The 19,467-nt window shown below is 73.2% G+C and carries 19 protein-coding genes and 1 pseudogene; 7 read left to right on the forward strand and 13 right to left on the reverse strand.

The features are described from left to right. Window positions 1-6: 6 nt before the first annotated feature. The 13 genes from ACIGO8_RS07300 to ACIGO8_RS07360 all read right to left on the reverse strand — a co-directional run bounded on the left by ACIGO8_RS07300 (window position 7) and on the right by ACIGO8_RS07360 (window position 11,175). A complete protein-coding gene (locus ACIGO8_RS07300) occupies window positions 7-621 on the reverse strand; it encodes a hypothetical protein (RefSeq protein WP_399725242.1) in 615 nt (204 codons plus the stop codon). Next, window positions 618-2,837 (reverse strand): hypothetical protein, encoded by a 2,220-nt coding sequence (locus ACIGO8_RS07305; RefSeq protein ID WP_399725245.1) that lies wholly within the window; start codon window positions 2,835-2,837, stop codon window positions 618-620. Before ACIGO8_RS07305 ends, ACIGO8_RS07300 begins: the two co-directional genes overlap by 4 nt. Further along, window positions 2,834-4,144, reverse strand: coding sequence for a baseplate J/gp47 family protein (locus tag ACIGO8_RS07310; protein ID WP_399725248.1), 1,311 nt, complete (start codon window positions 4,142-4,144; stop codon window positions 2,834-2,836). The genes ACIGO8_RS07305 and ACIGO8_RS07310 overlap by 4 nt, the downstream gene beginning before the upstream one ends. 3 nt (window positions 4,145-4,147) lie before the next feature. Continuing rightward, window positions 4,148-4,558 (reverse strand): hypothetical protein, encoded by a 411-nt coding sequence (locus tag ACIGO8_RS07315; protein ID WP_399725251.1) that lies wholly within the window; start codon window positions 4,556-4,558, stop codon window positions 4,148-4,150. 13 nt (window positions 4,559-4,571) lie between these two features. Continuing rightward, on the reverse strand, window positions 4,572-4,916 hold the full coding sequence (locus ACIGO8_RS07320; protein WP_399725254.1) for a hypothetical protein: 345 nt from the start codon (window positions 4,914-4,916) through the stop codon (window positions 4,572-4,574). Then, the gene (locus tag ACIGO8_RS07325; protein WP_399725257.1) at window positions 4,916-6,601 is read right to left on the reverse strand and encodes a hypothetical protein; all 1,686 of its coding nucleotides are present in this window, start codon (window positions 6,599-6,601) and stop codon (window positions 4,916-4,918) included. Before ACIGO8_RS07325 ends, ACIGO8_RS07320 begins: the two co-directional genes overlap by 1 nt. Then, window positions 6,598-6,951: a hypothetical protein gene (locus ACIGO8_RS07330; RefSeq protein WP_399725260.1), complete on the reverse strand. Its 354-nt coding sequence runs from the start codon at window positions 6,949-6,951 to the stop codon at window positions 6,598-6,600. The genes ACIGO8_RS07325 and ACIGO8_RS07330 overlap by 4 nt, the downstream gene beginning before the upstream one ends. Before the next feature lie 55 nt (window positions 6,952-7,006). Next, entirely contained in the window at window positions 7,007-7,507 is a 501-nt protein-coding gene (locus ACIGO8_RS07335; RefSeq protein WP_399725262.1) for a hypothetical protein, read from the reverse strand. A gap of 3 nt (window positions 7,508-7,510) precedes the next feature. Next, window positions 7,511-7,756, reverse strand: coding sequence for a hypothetical protein (locus tag ACIGO8_RS07340; protein ID WP_399725265.1), 246 nt, complete (start codon window positions 7,754-7,756; stop codon window positions 7,511-7,513). A gap of 2 nt (window positions 7,757-7,758) precedes the next feature. After that, window positions 7,759-8,151, reverse strand: a complete 393-nt coding sequence (locus tag ACIGO8_RS07345; protein WP_399725268.1) for a hypothetical protein — start codon at window positions 8,149-8,151, stop codon at window positions 7,759-7,761. Window positions 8,152-8,162: 11 nt separating this feature from the next. After that, entirely contained in the window at window positions 8,163-9,311 is a 1,149-nt protein-coding gene (locus tag ACIGO8_RS07350) for a hypothetical protein (RefSeq protein ID WP_399725271.1), read from the reverse strand. A 79-nt stretch (window positions 9,312-9,390) separates the two neighbouring features. After that, window positions 9,391-10,194, reverse strand: a complete 804-nt coding sequence (locus ACIGO8_RS07355; protein ID WP_399725274.1) for a hypothetical protein — start codon at window positions 10,192-10,194, stop codon at window positions 9,391-9,393. A 285-nt stretch (window positions 10,195-10,479) separates the two neighbouring features. Then, a complete protein-coding gene (locus tag ACIGO8_RS07360; RefSeq protein WP_399726773.1) occupies window positions 10,480-11,175 on the reverse strand; it encodes an HAD family hydrolase in 696 nt (231 codons plus the stop codon). Window positions 11,176-11,265: 90 nt separating this feature from the next. Between ACIGO8_RS07360 and ACIGO8_RS07365 the strand changes: the two genes are divergently transcribed. From ACIGO8_RS07365 to ACIGO8_RS07395, 7 genes and pseudogenes are all read left to right on the forward strand, one after another. Beyond that, complete coding sequence (locus ACIGO8_RS07365; RefSeq protein ID WP_399725277.1) at window positions 11,266-11,832, forward strand: carboxymuconolactone decarboxylase family protein; 567 nt, start codon at window positions 11,266-11,268, stop codon at window positions 11,830-11,832. A gap of 129 nt (window positions 11,833-11,961) precedes the next feature. After that, window positions 11,962-12,426 carry a GreA/GreB family elongation factor gene (locus ACIGO8_RS07370; RefSeq protein ID WP_399725280.1) on the forward strand — a complete coding sequence of 155 codons (465 nt, stop codon included), beginning with the start codon at window positions 11,962-11,964 and terminating at the stop codon, window positions 12,424-12,426. A gap of 187 nt (window positions 12,427-12,613) precedes the next feature. Continuing rightward, a complete protein-coding gene (locus ACIGO8_RS07375) occupies window positions 12,614-15,112 on the forward strand; it encodes an ATP-dependent Clp protease ATP-binding subunit (RefSeq protein ID WP_399726776.1) in 2,499 nt (832 codons plus the stop codon). A gap of 130 nt (window positions 15,113-15,242) precedes the next feature. Continuing rightward, window positions 15,243-15,899: pseudogene (locus ACIGO8_RS07380) on the forward strand (DNA polymerase ligase N-terminal domain-containing protein); the annotation flags it as partial. A 212-nt stretch (window positions 15,900-16,111) separates the two neighbouring features. Continuing rightward, window positions 16,112-17,080, forward strand: coding sequence for a non-homologous end-joining DNA ligase (gene ligD / locus ACIGO8_RS07385; protein ID WP_399725283.1), 969 nt, complete (start codon window positions 16,112-16,114; stop codon window positions 17,078-17,080). A gap of 7 nt (window positions 17,081-17,087) precedes the next feature. After that, window positions 17,088-17,465: a hypothetical protein gene (locus tag ACIGO8_RS07390; RefSeq protein ID WP_399725286.1), complete on the forward strand. Its 378-nt coding sequence runs from the start codon at window positions 17,088-17,090 to the stop codon at window positions 17,463-17,465. 142 nt (window positions 17,466-17,607) lie between these two features. Further along, a complete protein-coding gene (locus tag ACIGO8_RS07395) occupies window positions 17,608-19,428 on the forward strand; it encodes a PP2C family protein-serine/threonine phosphatase (RefSeq protein ID WP_399725290.1) in 1,821 nt (606 codons plus the stop codon). Window positions 19,429-19,467 lie beyond the last annotated feature (39 nt).

Below are 19,467 nucleotides of genomic sequence, written 5' to 3' on the forward strand. Positions count from 1 at the left end.
CTCCGTTCAGGCGGCGATGTAGGAGAGCTGGACGCTGATGATGTTGACGATGTCGCCGTCGGCCGCGTTGCTGAGCGAGGCCGTGACGAAGTAGCGGTAGGTCGCCATGTCGACCACCTCCTTGCCCGGCGTCACGTCGACGGGCGCGTCGAAGGTGCCGGTGCAGGTGACCGAGGCGATGGACTCCCGGGCGGTGGCGTCGGCGAGCTTGGCGCGGAAGAGGCTGACGGCCAGGTTGCCTCCGCCGGAGTTCTGGCCGACGGCCCGCAGTTTGAGCAGTTTGGCGCCGTCGGGCGGGCTGACGGGGATCAGGCCGGTGACGGAGGAGTCGGTGGTGGAGAGGCGGGTCGCCACGCCGAAGCGGTCCAGGCCCCAGGGTTTGGCGGGCGGCAGCGGTGTGAAGGCGGGGGCGAGGGCGAGCAGCCGGGTGGTCGCCGGGTGCTGGCCGGCCGCCTTGAGCCCGGCGTCGATGACTCCGACGACCCTCGACAGCTCTGCCAGGTCTTTCTGGATCGCGTCGAAGCGGACGTTGAAGCCGTTCTGTCCGCCGGCCGCGACACGGTCGCGGTTGTCCACCCAGGTGACGTGTTTGAAGGTGGGGGTGAAGCTGATGTCGGTCACGGAGTGCCTCCGGTGAGGGTGCGGGTGACGACCTCGACGCCGAGGGGGCGCAGGGCGGCGAGGAGGCTCACGATCAGGTCGCGGGTGGCGGGCGGCAGCGTGTGTCCGGCGAGCTCGGGGCGCAGTCGCACGACCATCTGGTACGGGCCGGGCCGGTCGCCGATGCGGTAGGCCGCCTGCACCCAGGCGGGGCCTGGACGCTCGCCGCGTACGGACATCTCGCCGGGAGCCGTGGTGAAGAGTGAGGCGGCTCCGTCGCCGGTGGACCACACGAGGACGCCGACGGCACCGACCTCGGCCGGGGTCGGAGCCACGGACAGCTTGGCGGTCGCACCGGTCTCCAGCACACCGCCGGGCAGCAGGGGCGCTGTGACCCGGACCGGGTCCTGGGCGGCCTGGGAGACGACGACGGTGCCGGCGGTGACCCTGACGTGGGTGAAGCCGGCCTGGTGGGCGAGTGCCCCGAGCGTTGCGGCGGCGACGCTCGGATGGGTGAGGCGCAGTTCGCGGCCTTCCTTGGCGAGGGCGCTCGCGTCGGCGGCGAGGTCCCGGCGTACGGCGAGCTTGTTCGCGGAGGCGGGCAGCAGGGTGATGAGCCGGTCCAGGTGTTCGGCGGTCTCACGGCGCATCTGGTGGTGGGCGGGGTCGGTGCCGTACTCGGCGTGGGCCGGGTCGTCGTGCCGTACGAGGAACACGGCGTGCAGGGCCTCGCCGGGCAGGTCGGCGGGCGGCGGAGCGGGGTTGGGCGTGCCGTCCGCGCCGATGGCGGTACCGTCGCCCACGGTCACGGGCCGGACGGTGATCTCGCGGGCGCTGGTGAGGGTGAGGCCGCCGAGGCGGAGTTCGGCGGTCACGATCAGCCGGCCGGCGGCGATGCCGGTGAGGACGGTGGTGGGCCCTTCGGCGGGAGCGGCGAGCTGCCCGCGGCCGGCCCCGCAGGGCACGACGGACCAGCGGACGAACGAGCCGGGCGGCGGTGGCGCGGGCAGGGCAGTGAGGACGAGGGTGCCGCCGACGAGGACGGTGCCGCCCGCGGTGTCGATGCCGAGGAGCTCGCCCGGGGCGCTCTCGGCGTGGACCAGGCCGTCGGTGCGGTGGGTGACGAGGTCGAAGCCGGCCCGGTGGGCGAGGGCGGCGAGCCGGTCGGGCGCCGTACTCGGGTGGCTGAGGAGGACGGCGCGTCCGGTGGCGCGGGCGTCGGTGGCGGTCGGGTCGTAGCCGGAGCGGACCCGGACGCGTCCCGTGAGCAGCTCGGCGAGCCGGCCGAGGGCGGCGGCGACGGCGGGCTGGACGCGCCGAGGGTCGGCGGGCTGCGCTCCGGGCGCGACGGTCCCGCCGGGGGCGGGGTCGGCGTCGCAGACGGTCGAGGAGAGGGTGGTGAGGAAGGCGGGGTGGAAGAGGTCCTCGCCCTCGGGTGGGGGCAGGTCGGTGCCGACGGTGCCTCGGGTGTCGATGCTCAGCCCGGCGAGCAGCACGCGGGGCACGATCCGCAGCGGCAGTACTCCGCGGCGGAGTTCGGCGTTGGTGTCGTCGACGACGAACGGGTTCGCGATGCCGTCGAGCGGGCCGGCGGCGTCGTTGAGTGCGGCGGCGAGTCCGGCCGGGGTGGGCAGGGTCCAGCGGCGGGCGACGGCCACGCGGCGGCCGTAGGCCTCGTCCGTCTCTCCGGAAGCGCGGACGACGCCGAGGCCGGCGCCGGTGCGGTCCAGCTGCACGCCGGTGGCCTGGCCCGGGGAGCGCTGGGCGAGCGTGCGGGCGATCTGGTGGCGCAGGTGGTCGCGTTCCCAGCCGACGGCCCACAGCAGCCTGGCCATGGTGCCGAGCAGGGCGGTGATCTGCCACCACTGCTCCTGGCCGCCCTTCAGGCCCGAATTGATGCCGGTGAGCAGGTCGGGCGGCTCGGGCACGGGGACGGAGGTTCCGGCGGCGAGCCCGTCGGGCAGGGGGACCACGACGACGGAACCGCCCTTGACGGTCAGGGTGACGGTGGTGGCGGGGACGTCGGTGCGGGCCTGGAGGACGTAGAGCGGGTGCGGGGTGATCCCGAACTGGGCCTTGTGCAGGGAGAAGTCGTACGGGTCGATCGTCACTCCCCGTACGGTCAGGTGCAGTTGGTCGGCGCCGCGGGCGAAGGGCACGGTGAGCCGGGCCGCCATGTCGGCGGCCGCCAGACGGGGCCGGTCGGGAGCGGTGCGCTCGGTCGCGGAGGCGGTCACCGGTTCACCACCTCGATCCGGCTCAGCGCTGGGTCCGTGGCGAAGACGGCCATCTCGGTCGGGCCCATGGCGAGGCTCTCGCCGACGGCGGCTTCGACGATGCCGAGCTGGTACGGCACCCCGCCGAAGCCGAACCGGCCGAAGGCGGGCGGGCAGCGGCGCAGATGGAGCCGTCGGACGTCCTCGACGCCCTGCTGGTCGGCGAGGGCGCACATCACTCGGGCGTAGAGGACGTCGTCGCCGAGACGGAGCCGGCCGATGTCGGCGGCGAGTCGCTGCCGGATGCGGGCGGTGACGGCGGTGGCGTCGAATCCGGGCGCGAGGACGATCTCGGCGCGGACCGACACGTCGATGTGGTCGGCTTCCACGACATTGATGTGGACACCGATGGGGCGGACGCGTTCGACCTCCTTCTCGACGAGTTCGCGGACACCGGCCACGGCCGCGTCGCCCTCCAGGGTGTTCCAGGGGCGCACGTTGCGGTGGGCGACCGCGACTTCCGCGAAGTAGGGCTCGCCGACCCGGCGCTCGTCGGTGAAGGTGCGGCCTCCGAAGTCGAAGCCTCCGAAGTAGGCCTGGGAGACGTCGATGCCTCCGAGCGGGTCGGAGACCCGGGCGTCGATGACGTCGGGGACGCGCAGCGCGGCCTGCCGGACGGCGTCCACGGTCCACAGGGCGCGCGGGAGGGCGACGAGGCGGGCGCGGTAGGCGTCGTCGTCCTCGGGGTGCAGTTCGGTGAAGGGGGCCGAGTTGGTGACGGCGAGGGTGGCGGGCGGCCAGTCGGCGAGGTACTGGGCGCGGTGGTCGGGGTGCACGTCGACGACGGCTCCGGCGGCGACCTCCGCGTCGCCCGGCTCGACGGCCAGAACGCGTACGGTACGGGCGGGTGCGGCGGCGGTGAGTTCGGTCGGGGCGGTGGTGGCGAAGGCCCGGACGGTCGGGCCGGCGGTGATCAGTACGGTGGCCTCGGGCACCACGTAGGTGCGGCCGGGCACGCCGCCGGCCAGGGTGAGGGTGACGTCTCCGGCCCGGCGGCCGACGTGCCGGGCGAGCCCGGCGTCGTCGCCGAGCAGGTCGAGGGAGGCGCCGTTGGCGGTGGCGACGAACTGGGCGTAGTAGAGGTCCTCCATCCGCTTCCACAGCTCGGCGTCCTCCTGCGCGACCACTTCGAGGAGTTTGCCGAGGGGGCTGGTGGGTGACAGGTCGACGTCCTGGCCGAGAGCGGCTCTGGTGCGGGCTTTGCTCTCGGCGAGGATGACGTCGAGGCCTTTGAGGACGAAGCCGTCCTGTGTGACGCCGTACGTCATGGCTCACACCTCCACTTCGGCGGTGAGGGCGGTGGTCCGGCCGTCGACGGCTTCCACCAGCACGCGGACGGACAGGACCCGGGAGCGGGCGGCCCCGGGCTGACCGGGCTCGTCCTCGGTGAACACGACGTCGACGACCTCGTGGACCCGCGGGTCGGTGGCAAGGGTGCGGACGATCTCCAGGCGCAGGAGGTCCTTGAAGACGCGTGGCCCGGCGGGGTGCGTGAAGGCCGTTCCGGCGCTCAGCCCGTACCGGTGGTCGCAGCGGTCGGAGCCGAACGGGGTGAGCAGGCGCAGGGTGAGCGCCTGGACCAGGTTGGCCAGGCCGTGCACCTCGGCGAGGCCGGTGCCGCGGACGACGAGGTCGCCGTCGCTGAGGAGCAGGCTGTGGCCGAGGGGTTCCAGGGCGGTCATGGCGGCTGCTCCTTCAGTCCGTGCTCAGTCGGTTCTGGCCGGCGGAGGAGACCTGCCAGGCCACGGGAAGGACGGGGACCGCCTGGCTGGTGCCCTTGGCGGTGTCGAGGGCGACGGGGCTGCCGCCGACGGAGAGCAGCCGGCTGCCTCCGGCGCTGACGGTCGTGACCTTCACGCAGGGCGCCTGGCCCGCGGCGGCGTTGGTGTTGGTGCAGTCGGGGACGGTGGCGGTCAGCAGGTCGCTGAGGAGCAGCACGGGCGCGCCGTCGACGGTGAGGGTGTGCTGCGACGCGGTGACGAGGAAGGTGCCGGAGTGGACGCAGCGGATGACGGCGGCGGTGGTGAGGACGCGCGGCATCACGCCACCCGCACCGAGGCGCCGTCGAGGGACAGGCTCACGGCCCCGTTGGTGAGCATGATCTTGCTTCCCTTCGTACGGACGGTGACGGCACCGGCCGTGTCGATCTCGATGGTGGTTCCGGTGTGGTGCTCAAGGGTGATCGTGTCGTCGGTGGGCGGGGTGGGCCGGGTGCCGACCTGGGGCAGCTTTCCGGTGCCGACGAGGACATGGAGGCCTCGGGCCTGGATCACCCGGCCGCCCTTGGCGTCGGTGAGGTCGTTGACCCCGGGGCCGAAGGGCTGCCCGTCGGGGCCGAGCCCGGTGGGCAGAGCAAGCCAGTGGTCGCCGGGTTCGGGTGAGGGCGCCCGGGCGCCGAGCGTGCGCGGCCAGAGGTAGCCGACGACGGCGGCGTCGTTGACGAGCCCGCGGTTGTGGGCGAGCAGGGCGCGCATGCCCGGGTAGACGGGGGTCATCAGACCGCAGGGGCCGAAGGCGAACGGAGAGGCGACGGGCTTGTCGAGGAGGGCGACGGCGTCGTCGACGGGGCCGCTGACGCTGGGAGTGCTCATTCCCGGGGGTGGGTCCTGGCCGTAGGCGAGGGACACCTGGTGGCCGGCGGAGCGGTAGGCGGTGACCTCGCCGACGTCGACCGAGGGCCGGGCGATGCGCTGCCGTTCGGCGCCTGCCTCGAGGCGGTCGACGCAGGCGCGGACGCCGTCACCGGCCTCGACGTACTCCCCCGCCTTGGCGGCGACGAGTTGGACCTCGCAGACGTAGCCGGTGCGGACGCCGAAGCGGTGGACCACCCGGGTGATGCGCAGCGGTCCGGCCGGGACGTTGTCGAGGTTCTTCAGCGTGGCGACCTGACCTACCCGCAGGCCGGGATGACCGAGGACGACGAGGCTCATGGTGGTGCGGCTGGGCGGTGATTCCTCGCCGGGAGCGACGACGATGCTCTCCTCGCCCTGCGCGTCGCCGTAGGAGACGAGGTTGACGGCGGGGTCGAAGGGAACCGGGGCGGGGTCGCCGGAGCCGACGACGGGGCCGATGTAGACGCGCTTGTCGCGGATGACGACGGGTGCGGGGACGGTCGCCGCGAGGTCGCGGAGGGCACCGAGCGCGGTGGGGTTGCGTACGGTGTGGTCGGCGAGGTCGGCGAGCAGGACGGAGCCCTCGGCGAGGGTGAGGCCGGCCGCCTTCACGACCTTCTCGGCGAACTCCAGGGCGTGACAGGAGCGGGCACGGTGGGCGGCCGCGGGTGTCATGCGTAGCGCGTAGCCTCCGGCGTCCTGTCCGGTGAGGCGGATGCGGTTGAGGCCGTCCTCGCCCACCCAGGAGGCGAGTCGCATGACGCGGCCCTCCATCACGGGCTTGCGGCCGACGCCGGGGTCGTCGAAGTAGCCGAGCTTGACGGTGACGGTGAGGGCCTGGTCGGCGAGTTTGGCACGGAGCATCTCGACGGTGTCGCCGGGTGGGTTGACGAGGACGACCTCGAAGGTGCTCGCGACGGCGCCCTCGTTCATGGTGACGGTGATGTCGGCGTCGAGGACGAGGGTGCCGCCGAAGATGTCGTTGGAGACGTTGAGCGGCAGTCCGGTGAGACCGACGAGGGAGCCGGCGGTGGCGGCGAGGGTGCCGAGCAGACCGCCGCCGGCGGGCTTCTCCTCGTCGACGGTGACGCTGTAGCGGATGGCGAAGCTCATCGTGCGGTCACCCCCGCGAGGACGCGCGAGCCGTAGCTCCCGGCGCCGTTGAGGTTGCGTACGTCCACCAAGGCCTGCCGGAAGACGATGCCGAGGTCGCCGGCCGGGCAGGGCAGGTCCCGTACGGCCTTGCGGCGCAGCAGCGGGACGAGACCGGTGGCGTCCTCGCGCCGGACGGCGATGACGAGGAACGGCCCGCGGCCGGCGAGGAGGTCGAGCACACCGCCCCGGGCCACGGCCTCCTCGGCGGCGTTGACGTACAGCTCGATCCGGTACACGTGGTCGCCGAAGCGCAGCCGGAAGGACTGCGGGAATCCTTCGTCGGCGTCGACGGGCAGGCTCGCCTGCATCGGGCCTCCTCTCGGGGCGGGGCGGGGTCGGGCCGAAGGGTCGCGGACGGGTCGGTCAGCCGAGCGGCGGGCCGGGCGGCCGGGGCACGGCGCCGGGCGCGGGCACGGAGGGGACGGCGGCGGTGCCGGCGGCGAGGGCCAGGTCCGCGGCCTCGCCGATGAGCGCGGTGAGGCTGGACCGCGGCACGTGCTGGAGCGTCAGCGACACGTCGATGGCGTCGCGCTTCTGCACGCTCTGCGCGAAGCGGAGATCGGTGATCTGCATGTCGAGACTGAGCGTCAGACCGCAGACGACGGGGATGCCGCCTGCCGCGAGCGCCGGACCTGCCGCCGAGAGCAGGGCCCGCGAGGTGAGCGCGAGCACCTCGAGGGCCTTCTTCGTGACGAGGCGCTCCGGGCCGAGCAGCAGCGCCTCGATGGTGATCGTCTTCGTGGACGGCTGTGTGGCCTGGGCGAACCTGCTGCCCAGGATGCGCTCGACCCGGTAGCCCTCCGTCATGGTGATGCTCTGCACGTAGAGCAGGGGGACCACGCCGACGAGCACCTTGTCCGCCATGGGCTACCCCCGGCTGCCGAGTTCGCGGTCGAGTTCGTCGAAGACGTGACCTGCGATCTGTCGCACGTGGTGGTCCTGGAGGGCACCGACCACCGCCACCTCCACGGGGAAGTGGTAGTGGACGACGGTGGCGCCGCTGCCGCGGTGGGTCACGACGGCCTCGCTTCCGGCGGCGGGGCGGATGTATTCGCCCTCGTGGACGAGCGCGAGGCCGGTCCGTTCGACCCGGGACTCCTCTGCCGCGGCCATGGTCACTCCTCCACGCCGACGTTGAGCGCCATGCAGGTGAACGTGGCCTGCGGTACGCCGTCCACGGTGACGTTGCTGGGCTGGGCGGCGCTGACGATGCAGCGGCTGAACTTGAGCGAGGCGAACGCCCAGTCGGTGCCCTTCTTCTCGGCGACGGCCACGGCGAACTCCTTGCCGGTGACGGCGAGTTCCGTGAGCTCGGCGACCGCGGAGGCGATGGCCGGAATGGTGAGCGTGAAGGTGAAGGTGAAGGGCTGGCGTACATAGCCGACGCCGTCCTCCTCCAGGCTGTGGATCACTGTGTGGGGCACGTTGAAGGACGGGGAGAAGTTGGTGATCGGCGAGATGGTCCGGCCGCCGAGTTTGACTTCCAGCCGGGTGTTCCAGTCGGACATGGAGGCGGCTCCTATTCGAACTTCAGGGTGATGTTGATGCGGTGGACGGCTCCGGCGTACGTGATGCGCACCAGCGCCTCGACGGCGCGTTCGGCCCGCGCCTTCTTGATCAGGTTCTCCTCCTGCGGGGTGGGCTGCGGCTTGTCGAGCAGGACGAGGATGGGCAGGACGATCTCGTAGGAGTCGATGACCGCGGCCCGCCGCAGGGGTTCGAGGACGGTCTCCATCTCGGCCACCAGACCGCGCAGCCCGGCGCGGCTGATGCGGAGGTTGCCGATGGACCCGATGAGCTGGGCCTTGAGACGGAAGGTGATGTCGTCGACGGTACGGACGATGTCGATGTACTTCTTGCCGCCGGGCTTCGCGTTTCCGGTGTAGCCCTCACCGAGGAAGACGCCCTTGCCCGGGATGAGCGGCGGGTCCACCAGCCAGTTGACGCCCTGTCCGCCCGGGCCTCCGGAGTTCTCGCCCTCGGCGCCGTTGATCGTGAGGACGTCCTGGGCGCTGAAGGGCTCGGAGCTGACCTTGACCTGCTTCAACAGCAGGGAGATGTGGGGTTCGTAGCCGGCGATCGTGCCGGCGACGGCCGCGGCGACGTCCTCGTCGCTCTTGTGCGCCACGTACACCATGCGCTCGGTGGCCAGTTTGCCCTCGACGATCCCGGGGTTGGTGTCGCCCTTGCCGAGCATGGCGACGCCGATGCGTTCCATGCCGTCGCCGGCGACGGCGTCGACGTGCTCGGCCAGTTTGACGATCGCGGGCGTGGGCGCGGACTGCTCGTCGTCCCCCGAGGTCCGGACCAGCGGGGTGTTGGCGACGGCCACCAACTGGACGTTGAGCGTGGCCACCCTGGCGAGCGCCGCGTCGAGGGCCCCGTCGCTGCTGTCGGCGAGGCGAACGGCCCAGACCTCGCTGGGCCCGGGCTCTTGGACGAGGGCGGTCGCGACCGCTTCGCCGAGCGGGCCGGTGGCCAGGGTCCGGGCATCGTTGACGTCGGTGAAGAGCGTCGGGACGTTGGGCTGGACGAACGTGTCGGGCGGCGTGGCCGGCGGGGTCGCGAGACCGAGGATGGCGACGTTGCCGTAGGCGCGGTTGGCCGGCGCGAACGGGAAGTCCTCGATCTTGACCCGGATGTAGCGGACGGGATCGGTCGTGGTCATGGGACGTGCTTCCTTCCGGCATCGGGAGGGGCTCGGACGGTGTGGAGGTGGGGCCGGCCCCGAGCGCGGCCGGCGGGCGTCAGTTGAGGAAGACGGCAACGATGCCCGCGCGGGTGAGCAGGGTCTCGATCTCCGCCTGGCTGAGCCCCTGTTGCGGGGGAGGGTCGAGGTTGCCGGGTACGGGAAAGGCGGCGGCCAGTGCGTACGGCGCCTTGCGCACTCCGAACGGGCCGGGAGCGAGCGGGCGGTCCCGGGCCGCTGCCGCGACGAGGCGGGCCGCTCGTACCGCTCCCGCGACGTCGGCCGGATCGCCGACGACCAGGGCGGTCTCCAGGCTGACGGTCCGGCGGTTGACGGGATCGGCCGGATCGAAGTCGGGTGGGGGTCGCAACGTGACCTCCGTGCGCAGGTACTCGCCGGATTCGCGCAGGTCCTCCACGGTGGTCAGGCCGTGGCTGCGCATGAACGCGTCGAGGTCAAGGAAGCGGAACTGGGCGCGGAACTGCTCCAGGGTCGTGTAGGCGTCCACCGCCTTGACGACGAGTGAGTCCAGTCCACCGGGGTCGGTCTCGGCGACGAGGTCGACCTCCACCTCGGCGAGGACGTCGATCCACACCGGTTCCGCCCCCTCGCCCTCCCAGGCGAAATCGGACCGGGTGAGCGAGGGCACGACCTGACTCCAGTTGCCCCGGCGGGAGTTGAGACGGAACAGCGGCGTCAGCGCGGTGACCGCACGGACCCGCAGCGCCGTCACGGAGTCGATGCGCTCGTGCTCCAGGTCGTGCGTCTGCTCGACGAGGAGGCGGGCCCGGGGAGTGAGCAGTTGCGCGAGGTTCGCCTTGTCGGTGAGCCGGGCGACGGCCCGGTCCTGGATGACACCCATGCTCGCGTCCTTTCACGTCGCGATGCACCGGGGCCGGTCGCTCTGGCCCTGGTACGCGACAGGACATAGCGACGCATATCGGGATGGAGAGTGGCAAGAGCCTCTACGCCGAGCAGATCGAAAATCCGCACCTAACGAGCGACTGCGTGAGGTCGGGGTTTCAAGGACACCGCTCCGCCCCTTCGGTCGAGCGCACGCCGCTCCCGCACCGAGTGCGCCGGGGGCGCGAACCCGGCGCATTTTCCTCGACTACCGTCGGCATGCGACGACTTGACGGGTCGTCAGTCAGCCGCCGCCGAGCATGCCGAAGACCGGGAGGAGGCCGTGCGGGCGGCGGTCGACGGGGAGGTGGTCGACGAAGTGGACGCGGGCGCCGAGGGCCCCGGCGCCGCCGTCGGCGGCGCGTTCGTCGCCGACCATCAGGGTCTCGTGCGGGGCGAGGCCGAGGCCTTCGCAGGCGTAGCGGAAGATGCCGGGATCGGGCTTGCGGACGCCGACCTCGTAGGAGAGGGCGTAGACGTCGACCCACTCGTCGAGGCCGTGGGCGCGGAACACGGGCCGCAGGTCCCAGCCGATGTTGCTGACGACGGCGACCGCGACGCCGCCGCGGCTGAGTTCGCCGAGGGTGCGGGCGGTGTCCGGGTAGGGGTGCCAGGCCTCGGGGGTGCGGTGGCGGTCGTAGAGGGCATCGGCGAGCTTCGGGTCGGTGATCCCGGCCTCGCGCATCAGCCCCGTGTACGCGGCGCGGTGCCGCCCGGCGTCGAGGTCGCGCTCCTCCCACAGCCGCTTCAGCTTCTCGGGCACCTCGCGCGGGGCCGGGCCGCCGGGCAGGGCTCCGTGGTGGGTGAGGCGCTCCACGGCGTGGGCGAACTCGTCGCCCGAGAGCACCACACCCGCCGCGGCCAGGCCCGCGTCCAGCCAGTGGGCGACGGACTCGACGCGCAGCAGGGTGCCGGAGAAGTCGAACATGACGCCTTTGATCACCCCTCGATCCTAGAACGCCACCGGGAACTCCCGGAACCACTCCTGCGTTATACCCCCTACGGGTATAACGACCAGGGAGGCGACACGGTGCGAGGAAGCACGGCACAGGCAGGGACCACGACGCGGCGGCTGACCGCGCTCGCGCCCGAGCAGGCCACCGGAAAGGCACGGGAGCTGCTCGCGGACATCGTCGAGCGGCACGGCTCGGCCGGCGAGATGGTCTCCACCATGGCCCACTCACCGGCCGTCCTCGAGGGCTATCTCAGCCTGTCCCGGGCCATGAAGCGGGCCAGGATGCCGCGGGCGGTGAGCGAGAAGGTCTCGCTGGCCGTGCAGGAGTGGATCGGCTGCGGCACCTGCCGTGCGGCGCACGTCGCGGCGGCACGGGCCGCCGGGCTCACCGAGAGCGACATCGAACTGGCCCGCCAGGGCACCTCCACGGACGCCCGCGAGGCCGCCCTCATCGCGGTGGCCCTGCGCGTGCTCGCCGAGCCGAGCGCGCTGAGCGACGAGGACGTGGCGGACCTGCGCGCGCACGGCTGGAGCGACCGGATCATCGCCGAGGTGGTGGGAGTGGTGACGCTCAATCTGCTGACGGGCGCGTTCAACCTGCTGGCCGGGATCCAGCCGGAGCCGGAGGAGGCCGGGGCGTAGGTCGTGTCCGGCGCGGGGCGGTCCGGCGCGGGGCCTTCCGGCGCGGGGCGGTCCGGATGCCGAGGCCGGGGAGCCGTGCCGTAATGGAGAACACGTATGCGAGGTTCCACCAGCGACACGGGAGCAGGAATGACGGACGGTCCCGAGCCCATCAGCGCCGACGCCATGCGGGCGCTCCAGCGCGAACTGGCCGAGCTGCGCGCCGAGCGGGACGAGGTGGCGGCGACCCTACGGGACCCGGACAAGGATCCCGGCGACCGGGCCGACGAGGCGGACGAGCTGCAGCGGGGCGACCAGGAGGCGCGGCTCGACCGGCGCATCGAGGAGATCGAGGGGCGGATCCGGGAGGCGGGCGTCGCGGGCGCGCCGTCCACGGACGTGGTGGGCGTGGGCAGCACCGTCACCGTCCGCTTCGAGGACGGCGGCGAGTCGACCGTCCACATCGGCGAGCTGGCCGACGCCGACGACCCGGCGCTGGTGACCTCCGACAGCCCGCTCGGGCTCGCGCTCCTCGGCCGGAGCGCCGGGGACAAGGTCACGTACCGGACGCCCGGCGGCCCGATGTCCGCGGTGGTCGTGTCCCTCGGCGACTGACGAGGGCTCAGAACGCGGAGCGGCGGTCGCCCGGGCCGGCCGACGGGCCGGCCGACGAGCCGGCCGGCAAGAACCTCCGCGCCCCCCCCACCGCGCCGCGCGCCGCGCAGCCCGGGACCCCCGCTTGCGGGGTCCCGAGTGTGCGGTTTGAGTGGGTCTGTCCCTCACTCCCCCCATGGAGCTTCAGATGTCGATGGCGTTCGGTTCACCCTTCGGTTCCTCCGATCCGTTCAGCGACCTGCTGAACCGGTTCTTCGGTATGTCGCCGGCGTCGTCGCCTCCGGCCGTCCAGCGGGTGCCCATCGGCCGCCTGCTCACCGAGTCGGCCCACCAGCTCCTCGGCCTCGCCACCCGCAAGGCGGTCCAGGACGGCACGAGGGACCTCGACACCGAGCACCTGCTCTGGGCCGCCACCCAAGTGGACCCGTCCCGCCGGCTCCTCGCCGACGCCGGCGTGAACCCCGACAAGCTGGCCGAACAGATCGCCGAGGTCCTGCCCGGCGAGTCCCGCGAGCCCTCCGCCGAGCCCGGGCTCACCCCGGCCGCCAAGCGCACCCTCGCCGCCGCGCACGCCTACGCGCAGGCCGCCGACGTGTCGTACATCGGTCCCGAGCACATCCTCGGCGCCCTGCTCGGCGACCCGGGCAACGGCGCCACCCGCTTCCTGCGCGCCGAGGACCTGGACGTACGGAAGCTGCGCGGCCTCGCCGACCAGGCGGCCCGCCCCGAGAACGCCGCGCCGGCGCCGAAGGAGCCGGCCACCGCGCTCGACGAGTTCGGCCGTGACCTCACCGAGGAGGCCCGGGCCGGCCGGCTCGACCCGGTGGTCGGCCGGGCCGAGGAGATCGAGCAGACCGTGGAGATCCTCTCCCGCCGCTCCAAGAACAACCCGGTGCTCATCGGCGAGCCCGGCGTCGGCAAGACCGCCATCGTCGAAGGCCTCGCCCAGCGGATCGTCGCGGGCGAGGTGCCCGACACGCTCAAGGACAAGCGGGTGGTCTCGCTCGACCTGTCCGGGATGGTGGCGGGCGCGCAGTACCGCGGCCAGTTCGAGGAGCGGCTGAAGAAGGTCATCGAGGACGTCCGGAAGGCCGAGGGCGAGATCGTCATCTTCATCGACGAACTCCACACCGTCGTCGGCGCCGGCGCGACCGGCGAGGGCTCGATGGACGCGGGCAACATGCTGAAGCCGGCGCTCGCCCGCGGCGAACTGCACGTGGTCGGCGCCACCACCATCGACGAGTACCGCAAACACGTCGAGAAGGACGCCGCCCTCGAACGCCGCTTCCAGCCCGTCCTCATCCCCGAGCCGACCGTCGAGGAGACGATCCAGATCCTCGAAGGGCTGCGGGACGTCTACGAGGCGCACCACCAGGTCCGGTTCGCCGACGGGGCCCTCGCCGCCGCGGCCGAGCTGTCCGACCGCTACATCCGCGACCGCTTCCTGCCCGACAAGGCCATCGACCTGATGGACCAGGCCGGCGCCCGGGTCCGGCTGCGCAGCGCGAGCCGTTCCACCGAGGTCGTCAGCCGCGAGGACACCCTCGCCAGGCTGCGCCGCGAGAAGGACCAGGCGGTGGCGGGCGAGGAGTTCGAGAAGGCGTCGGAGCTGAAGCAGCGGATCGCCGAGGTGGAGGGCGAGCTCGCCGGCATCGAGGAGCGGCGCGAGGGCGTCGTGTCCGTCACCGCGTCCGACATCGCCGACATCGTCTCCCGCCGTACCGGAATTCCCGTCTCCCAGCTGACCACCAGCGAGAAGGAACGTCTCCTCAGGCTGGAGGAGGAGATGCACGCCCGGATCGTCGGCCAGGACGAGGCGGTCACGGCGGTCGCCGAGGCGGTGCGCCGCAACCGGGCCGGCATGGGCGACCCGAACCGCCCGGTCGGCTCCTTCCTCTTCCTCGGTCCCACCGGCGTCGGCAAGACGGAGCTCGCCAAGACACTCGCCGAACAGCTCTTCGGTGACGAGGGCCGGATGATCCGCTTCGACATGAGCGAGTTCCAGGAGAAGCACACCGTCGCCCGGCTGGTCGGAGCGCCGCCCGGATACGTCGGTTACGAGGAGGCCGGCCAGCTCACCGAGAAGGTGCGGCGCCAGCCGTACAGCGTGGTCCTGTTCGACGAGGTGGAGAAGGCGCACCCGGACGTCTTCAACACCCTGCTGCAGATCCTGGACGACGGGCGCCTCACGGACGGTCAGGGCCGCACGGTCGACTTCCGCCACTGCGTGGTCATCATGACGTCCAACATCGGCGCCCACCGCATCCTCGCGCACGAGGGCGACGCCGCGGAGCTGAAGGACGAGCTGATGGAGGACCTGCGGGGCCGGTTCCTGCCCGAGTTCCTCAACCGCATCGACGACATCATCGTCTTCCACAGCCTCACCCAGGAGGATCTGACGCGGATCATCGAGCACCTCCTGGACCGCAGCGCGCGCCGGGTGCGCGCCCAGGGCCTGAACCTCGAGGTCACCGACGCGGCGAAGAAGCTGCTCGTGGCGCACGGCTACCAGCCGGAGTTCGGCGCGCGTCCGCTGCGCCGGACGATCCAGACGGAGCTCGACAACCGGATCGCCATGCTGCTGCTCGGCGGCGAGGCCGATCCCGGCGACACGATCGTCGCCGACGTGATCGACGACTCGCTGCACTGCACGATCCGCCACGGCGCCGGGCAGCAGGCCGCGTAAGGCGGGCGACGCGGGGCATACGGCGGCCGGGGTGCCGTCGGTGCCCCGCCCGCGTACGGAAGGGGTGATTCCGACGCGGGGTGCGGGGTAGGCGCGGGACGAAAGGCCACCGAGGCAGGAGGAGGAGGCCGTGAGTCCGACAGGCGCGCTGTCCGAGTACCACCGGCGCCGGGACTTCTCCCGGACCGCCGAGCCGAAGGGCGGCGAGAAGGACGGGGCCGCCGCGACCGCCGAGGCGGGCGCGGCGCCCTCGTTCGTCGTCCAGATCCACGACGCGACGGCGATGCACTTCGACTTCCGTCTCGAGGTCGACGGGGTGCTGAGGTCCTGGGCGGTGCCCAAGGGCCCGTCGCCGGATCCGCACGAGAAGCGGCTCGCGATGCCGACCGAGGACCACCCGCTGGAGTACCGCTCCTTCGAGGGCGTCATCGCCGCCGGCGAGTACGGCGCGGGCACGGTCATCGTCTGGGACGAGGGCACCTACCGGAACCTGTCCGAGGACCGGCGCGGCCGCGAGGTCCCGTTCGCCGAGGCCCTCGACCGCGGCCACGCCTCTTTCTGGCTGGACGGCCGCAAGCTCCACGGCGGTTATGCGCTGACCCGGATCCGCGGCGGTGGCGGCGACGGGAACGGGAACGGCGGCTCGGGCGGCCGGGAGGCGTGGCTGCTGGTCAAGCGCGCCGACGGGCGGGCGCGCCCGGGCGACGCCGGCACCGATCCGCGCCGCGCCCGCTCGGCCCGCACCGGCCGGACGCTCCACCAGGTGGCCGGGCACGCCGGACACGAAGACCACGACGGGCGCGGCGGCCAGGCCGGACGCCGAGGGCACGACGGGCGCGGCGGCCAGGCCGGACGCCGAGGGCACGACGGCCAGGCCGGGCGCCGAGAGCACGACGGCCACGGCGGGCACGACGGCCAGGCCGGGCGCCGGGAGCACGGCCGGCGCGGCGAGCGGACCGGCCGGGCCGGGCAGCGCGGCGGGACGGGTGGTGGGGGCTCATGACGGCGGCGCGGAGCGGTACGCGGATGATGCGGGTGGGCCGGCACACGGTGGAGGTGCCCCGCCCGGACAAGGTGCTGTTTCCCGAGGACGGCCTGACCAAGGCCGACCTCGCCGACTACTACCGGCAGCTGGCGCCCCGCATGGTGCCGCACCTGCGGGGCCGCCCGCTGATGCTCGAACAGCACCCGGACGGGATCGACGACCACGGCTTCATGCGCAAGGACGTGCCCGAGCACTTCCCGGACTGGCTGGCCCGGGCCGAGCTGCCCAAGGCGGACGGCAGCGTCACCTACGCGCTGTGCGAGGACGCCGCCTCGCTGGTCTACCTGGCCGGCCAGGCATGCGTCACGCCGCACCGCTGGCTGTCCCGCGCCGACCGTCCGGATCACCCGGACCGGCTGGTCCTGGACCTCGATCCGCCGGGCGACGACTTCGCGGCCGTACGCCGGGCGGCCGGCCGGCTGCGGACCCTGCTCGACGAGCTCGACCTGCCCTCGCTGCTGATGACGACCGGCTCGCGCGGCCTGCACGTGGTGGTGCCGCTGCTGCGCCGGGAGCCGTTCGACGACGTACGGGCCTTCGCGCGCGAGCTCGCCGAGGTGCTGGCCGGCCGCTACCCGGAGGAACTGACGACGGCGGCCCGCAAGCGGGACCGCCGGGGCCGGCTCTACCTCGACGTGCAGCGCAACGGCTACGGACAGACCGCCGTCGCTCCCTACGCCGTGCGCGCCCGGCCCGGCGCCCCGGTCGCGGCGCCGCTGGCCTGGGCGGACCTGGACGACCCCGAACTGACCGCCCGCCGCTGGACCCTGGCCGACGCCGGCCGGCTCCTCGACCGCGACCCGTGGCGCGACCCCCCGCGCGGCCGCTCCACGGCCGCGGCGCGCCGGCGTCTCGCCGGGCTGCGCCGCGAGGCGGGAGGGCCGGCAGCGGCGGGAGAGGCAGCAGAGGCAGGAGGAGGGTGATCGTCCGATGGCACAGGTGACCGTACGAGGAGACGGGACCGAGGTCGTCGTACGGCTCGGCCTGCGCGAGGCCGCGGCCGCGCGCCGCCGTACGGTGCGCTTCCCGGCCTCCGAGCTGCGCCGGGTCACGGTGGAGCCCAGCTGGTGGCGGGTCCTGCGCGGCGAGGCGGGCCGTGGCGTGTGGCTGCCAGGCCGTTGCGTCGGCGTCCGCCACGAGCTCACCGGCACGGACTTCGTGGCGGTGCGCGCCGAGGCGCCGGCCCTCTGCGTCGACCTGGGCGCCGGTGCGCCCTTCCGGCGGGTGGCCGTGTGCGTGCCGCGCCCCGAGCAGACCGCCCGCGAACTGCGCAGCCTCGTCCCGGCGGACCTGCCGCCCGACGCCTAGGAGAATCTTGTCGAACCAACCGGAAACGGAAGCTCCTGTCGTGCCCGAGCAGGCAGGGCGGGACACCGCGAGATCCGTCGAGACGTCCTGGGCCGCCCTGCGGACTTGCCGGAAGCCCCCTGGTCGCTGCCATGCTTCGTCCATGGCCGATGTGACGCGAGAGAACGGTGATGTGCTGGCGGGCGCTCCCACGCGCCCGGGCGGCGAGCCGGAGGAGACCGGGGACCTGGCCGCGCTCCGCGCGGTGGAGCGGGCGACGGGCGCGCTCATGGTGATGGCGGGACTCACGGCGGACGCGGCGCGCGCGGAACTGGAACGGCGGGCGGATCTGCACGGGCGCACACCGGCCGCCGAGGCCCTGTGCCTGCTGGCGGAGCCGCTGCCCGCCCAGCAGGCGGCGGTGCCGCATCCGCCGGGTGCGGCGCCGGAGGCGGCGTCGGCCGTGGACGGTGCGACCGTGCGCCTGTTCGACGCTCTGCCCGGGATGGTGGTGCTGCTGACACCGCTGCGCTCCGCCGACGGCCGGGACGTGCTGGACTTCCGTATCGACGCCGCCTCCCGCGACGCGGTCGACGTCGCCGGTCGGTCCGGGCGCGAGCTGGTGGGCCTGCGGCTGCTGGAGACCTACCCGAGCCTGCGCGATTCGGAGCGGTGGCAGGGCTACGTCACGGCGCTGGAGACCTCCGGCGTGTGGGCCGGCCCGTCGTTCGACCTGGAGGAGGAGGCCGACGGCGGCCCGCGGACGTCCCGGTTCGCCGCCCGGGCGGCGGCCTGGCGGGGCCGGCTGATCGTCTCGTGGGTGCGGCTGAGCACCGGGGAGCGGGAGCGCAGACGCCTCGCGGTGATGCAGCGGCTCGGGAACCTCGGTTGGGCCGACTGGGACCTGCGGTCGGGCGGCATCACATGGTCGGAGCAGGTGTACACGATCTTCGAGCGGGAGCCCGGCGACGGACCGCTCTCCTGGGAGTCGCTGCCGGACCAGGTCGTCGACGAGGACGTCCCCGCCCTCGCCGAGCACATCCGCCGGCTGCTCGCCGAAGGCCATCCGGTCGGCCACACCTTCCGGCTGTCCGTCCCGTCCGGCGTCCGGCACGTACGGCTCGTCGCCGAGGCCGAACGGGCCGCGGACGGCACGCCGGTCGAGGTGCACGGCTTCTTCCAGGACCTCACGGCCGCGAAGCGCGCGGAGCAGGAGATCCTCGCGCACGAGCGCGCGGCCGGTCTCCAGCGCGACCGGCTGCGGGTGGAACGGCAGTTGGCGGCGCGGCTGCAGGAGGCACTGCTGCCGGTCGCGCAGGAGTCGAGGGCCCTGCCCGGCCTCCAGGTCGACGTCGCGTACCGTCCGGCCGAGCAGGGCGTGAACGTGAGCGGCGACTGGTACAGCGCGGTCGAACTGCCGGACGGCAGCGCGCTGCTGGTGGTCGGCGACGTCGCCGGGCACGGTCTGGACTCCGTCGCCACCATGGCCCAGCTCCGCTTCACCGCGAAGGGCATGGCCGTCACCGGCACGCCGCTCGCGGACATCCTCGCCCGGCTCAACACGGTCCTGCTGCACACGGCGGACGGGCACATCACCACCGCGACCGTGATCATCGCCCGCTACCGGCCGGACGCCCGGCGTCTGTCATGGGTGCAGGCCGGTCATCTGCCGCCGCTGATGATCCGCGACGGCCGCCCGTTCCTGCTCGACCGGCCCGAGGGCGTGCTGCTGGGCGCCACGCCCAACCCGGTGTACACGGAGGCGGAACTCGACCTCGAGCCCGGCGACGAGCTGGTCTTCTACACCGACGGGCTCATCGAGACGCCGGGCGAGTCCCTGGACGACGGTCTGAGCCGGCTCACCGCCATGGCCGCGGAGACGCCGCCCGAGGTCAACCTGCTCGACCACCTGCTGACCCGGCTCAACAACCCGGCCGAGCGCCGGGACGACATCTGCGCCCTGCACATCCTGACCCGCCCCTGACCGCGACCGTCGCCTCCGGAGGTGCTCAGGCCGCCTTCC

This window comes from Streptomyces sp. NPDC053493 (genome assembly GCF_044544825.1).
Lineage (GTDB): Bacteria > Actinomycetota > Actinomycetes > Streptomycetales > Streptomycetaceae > Streptomyces.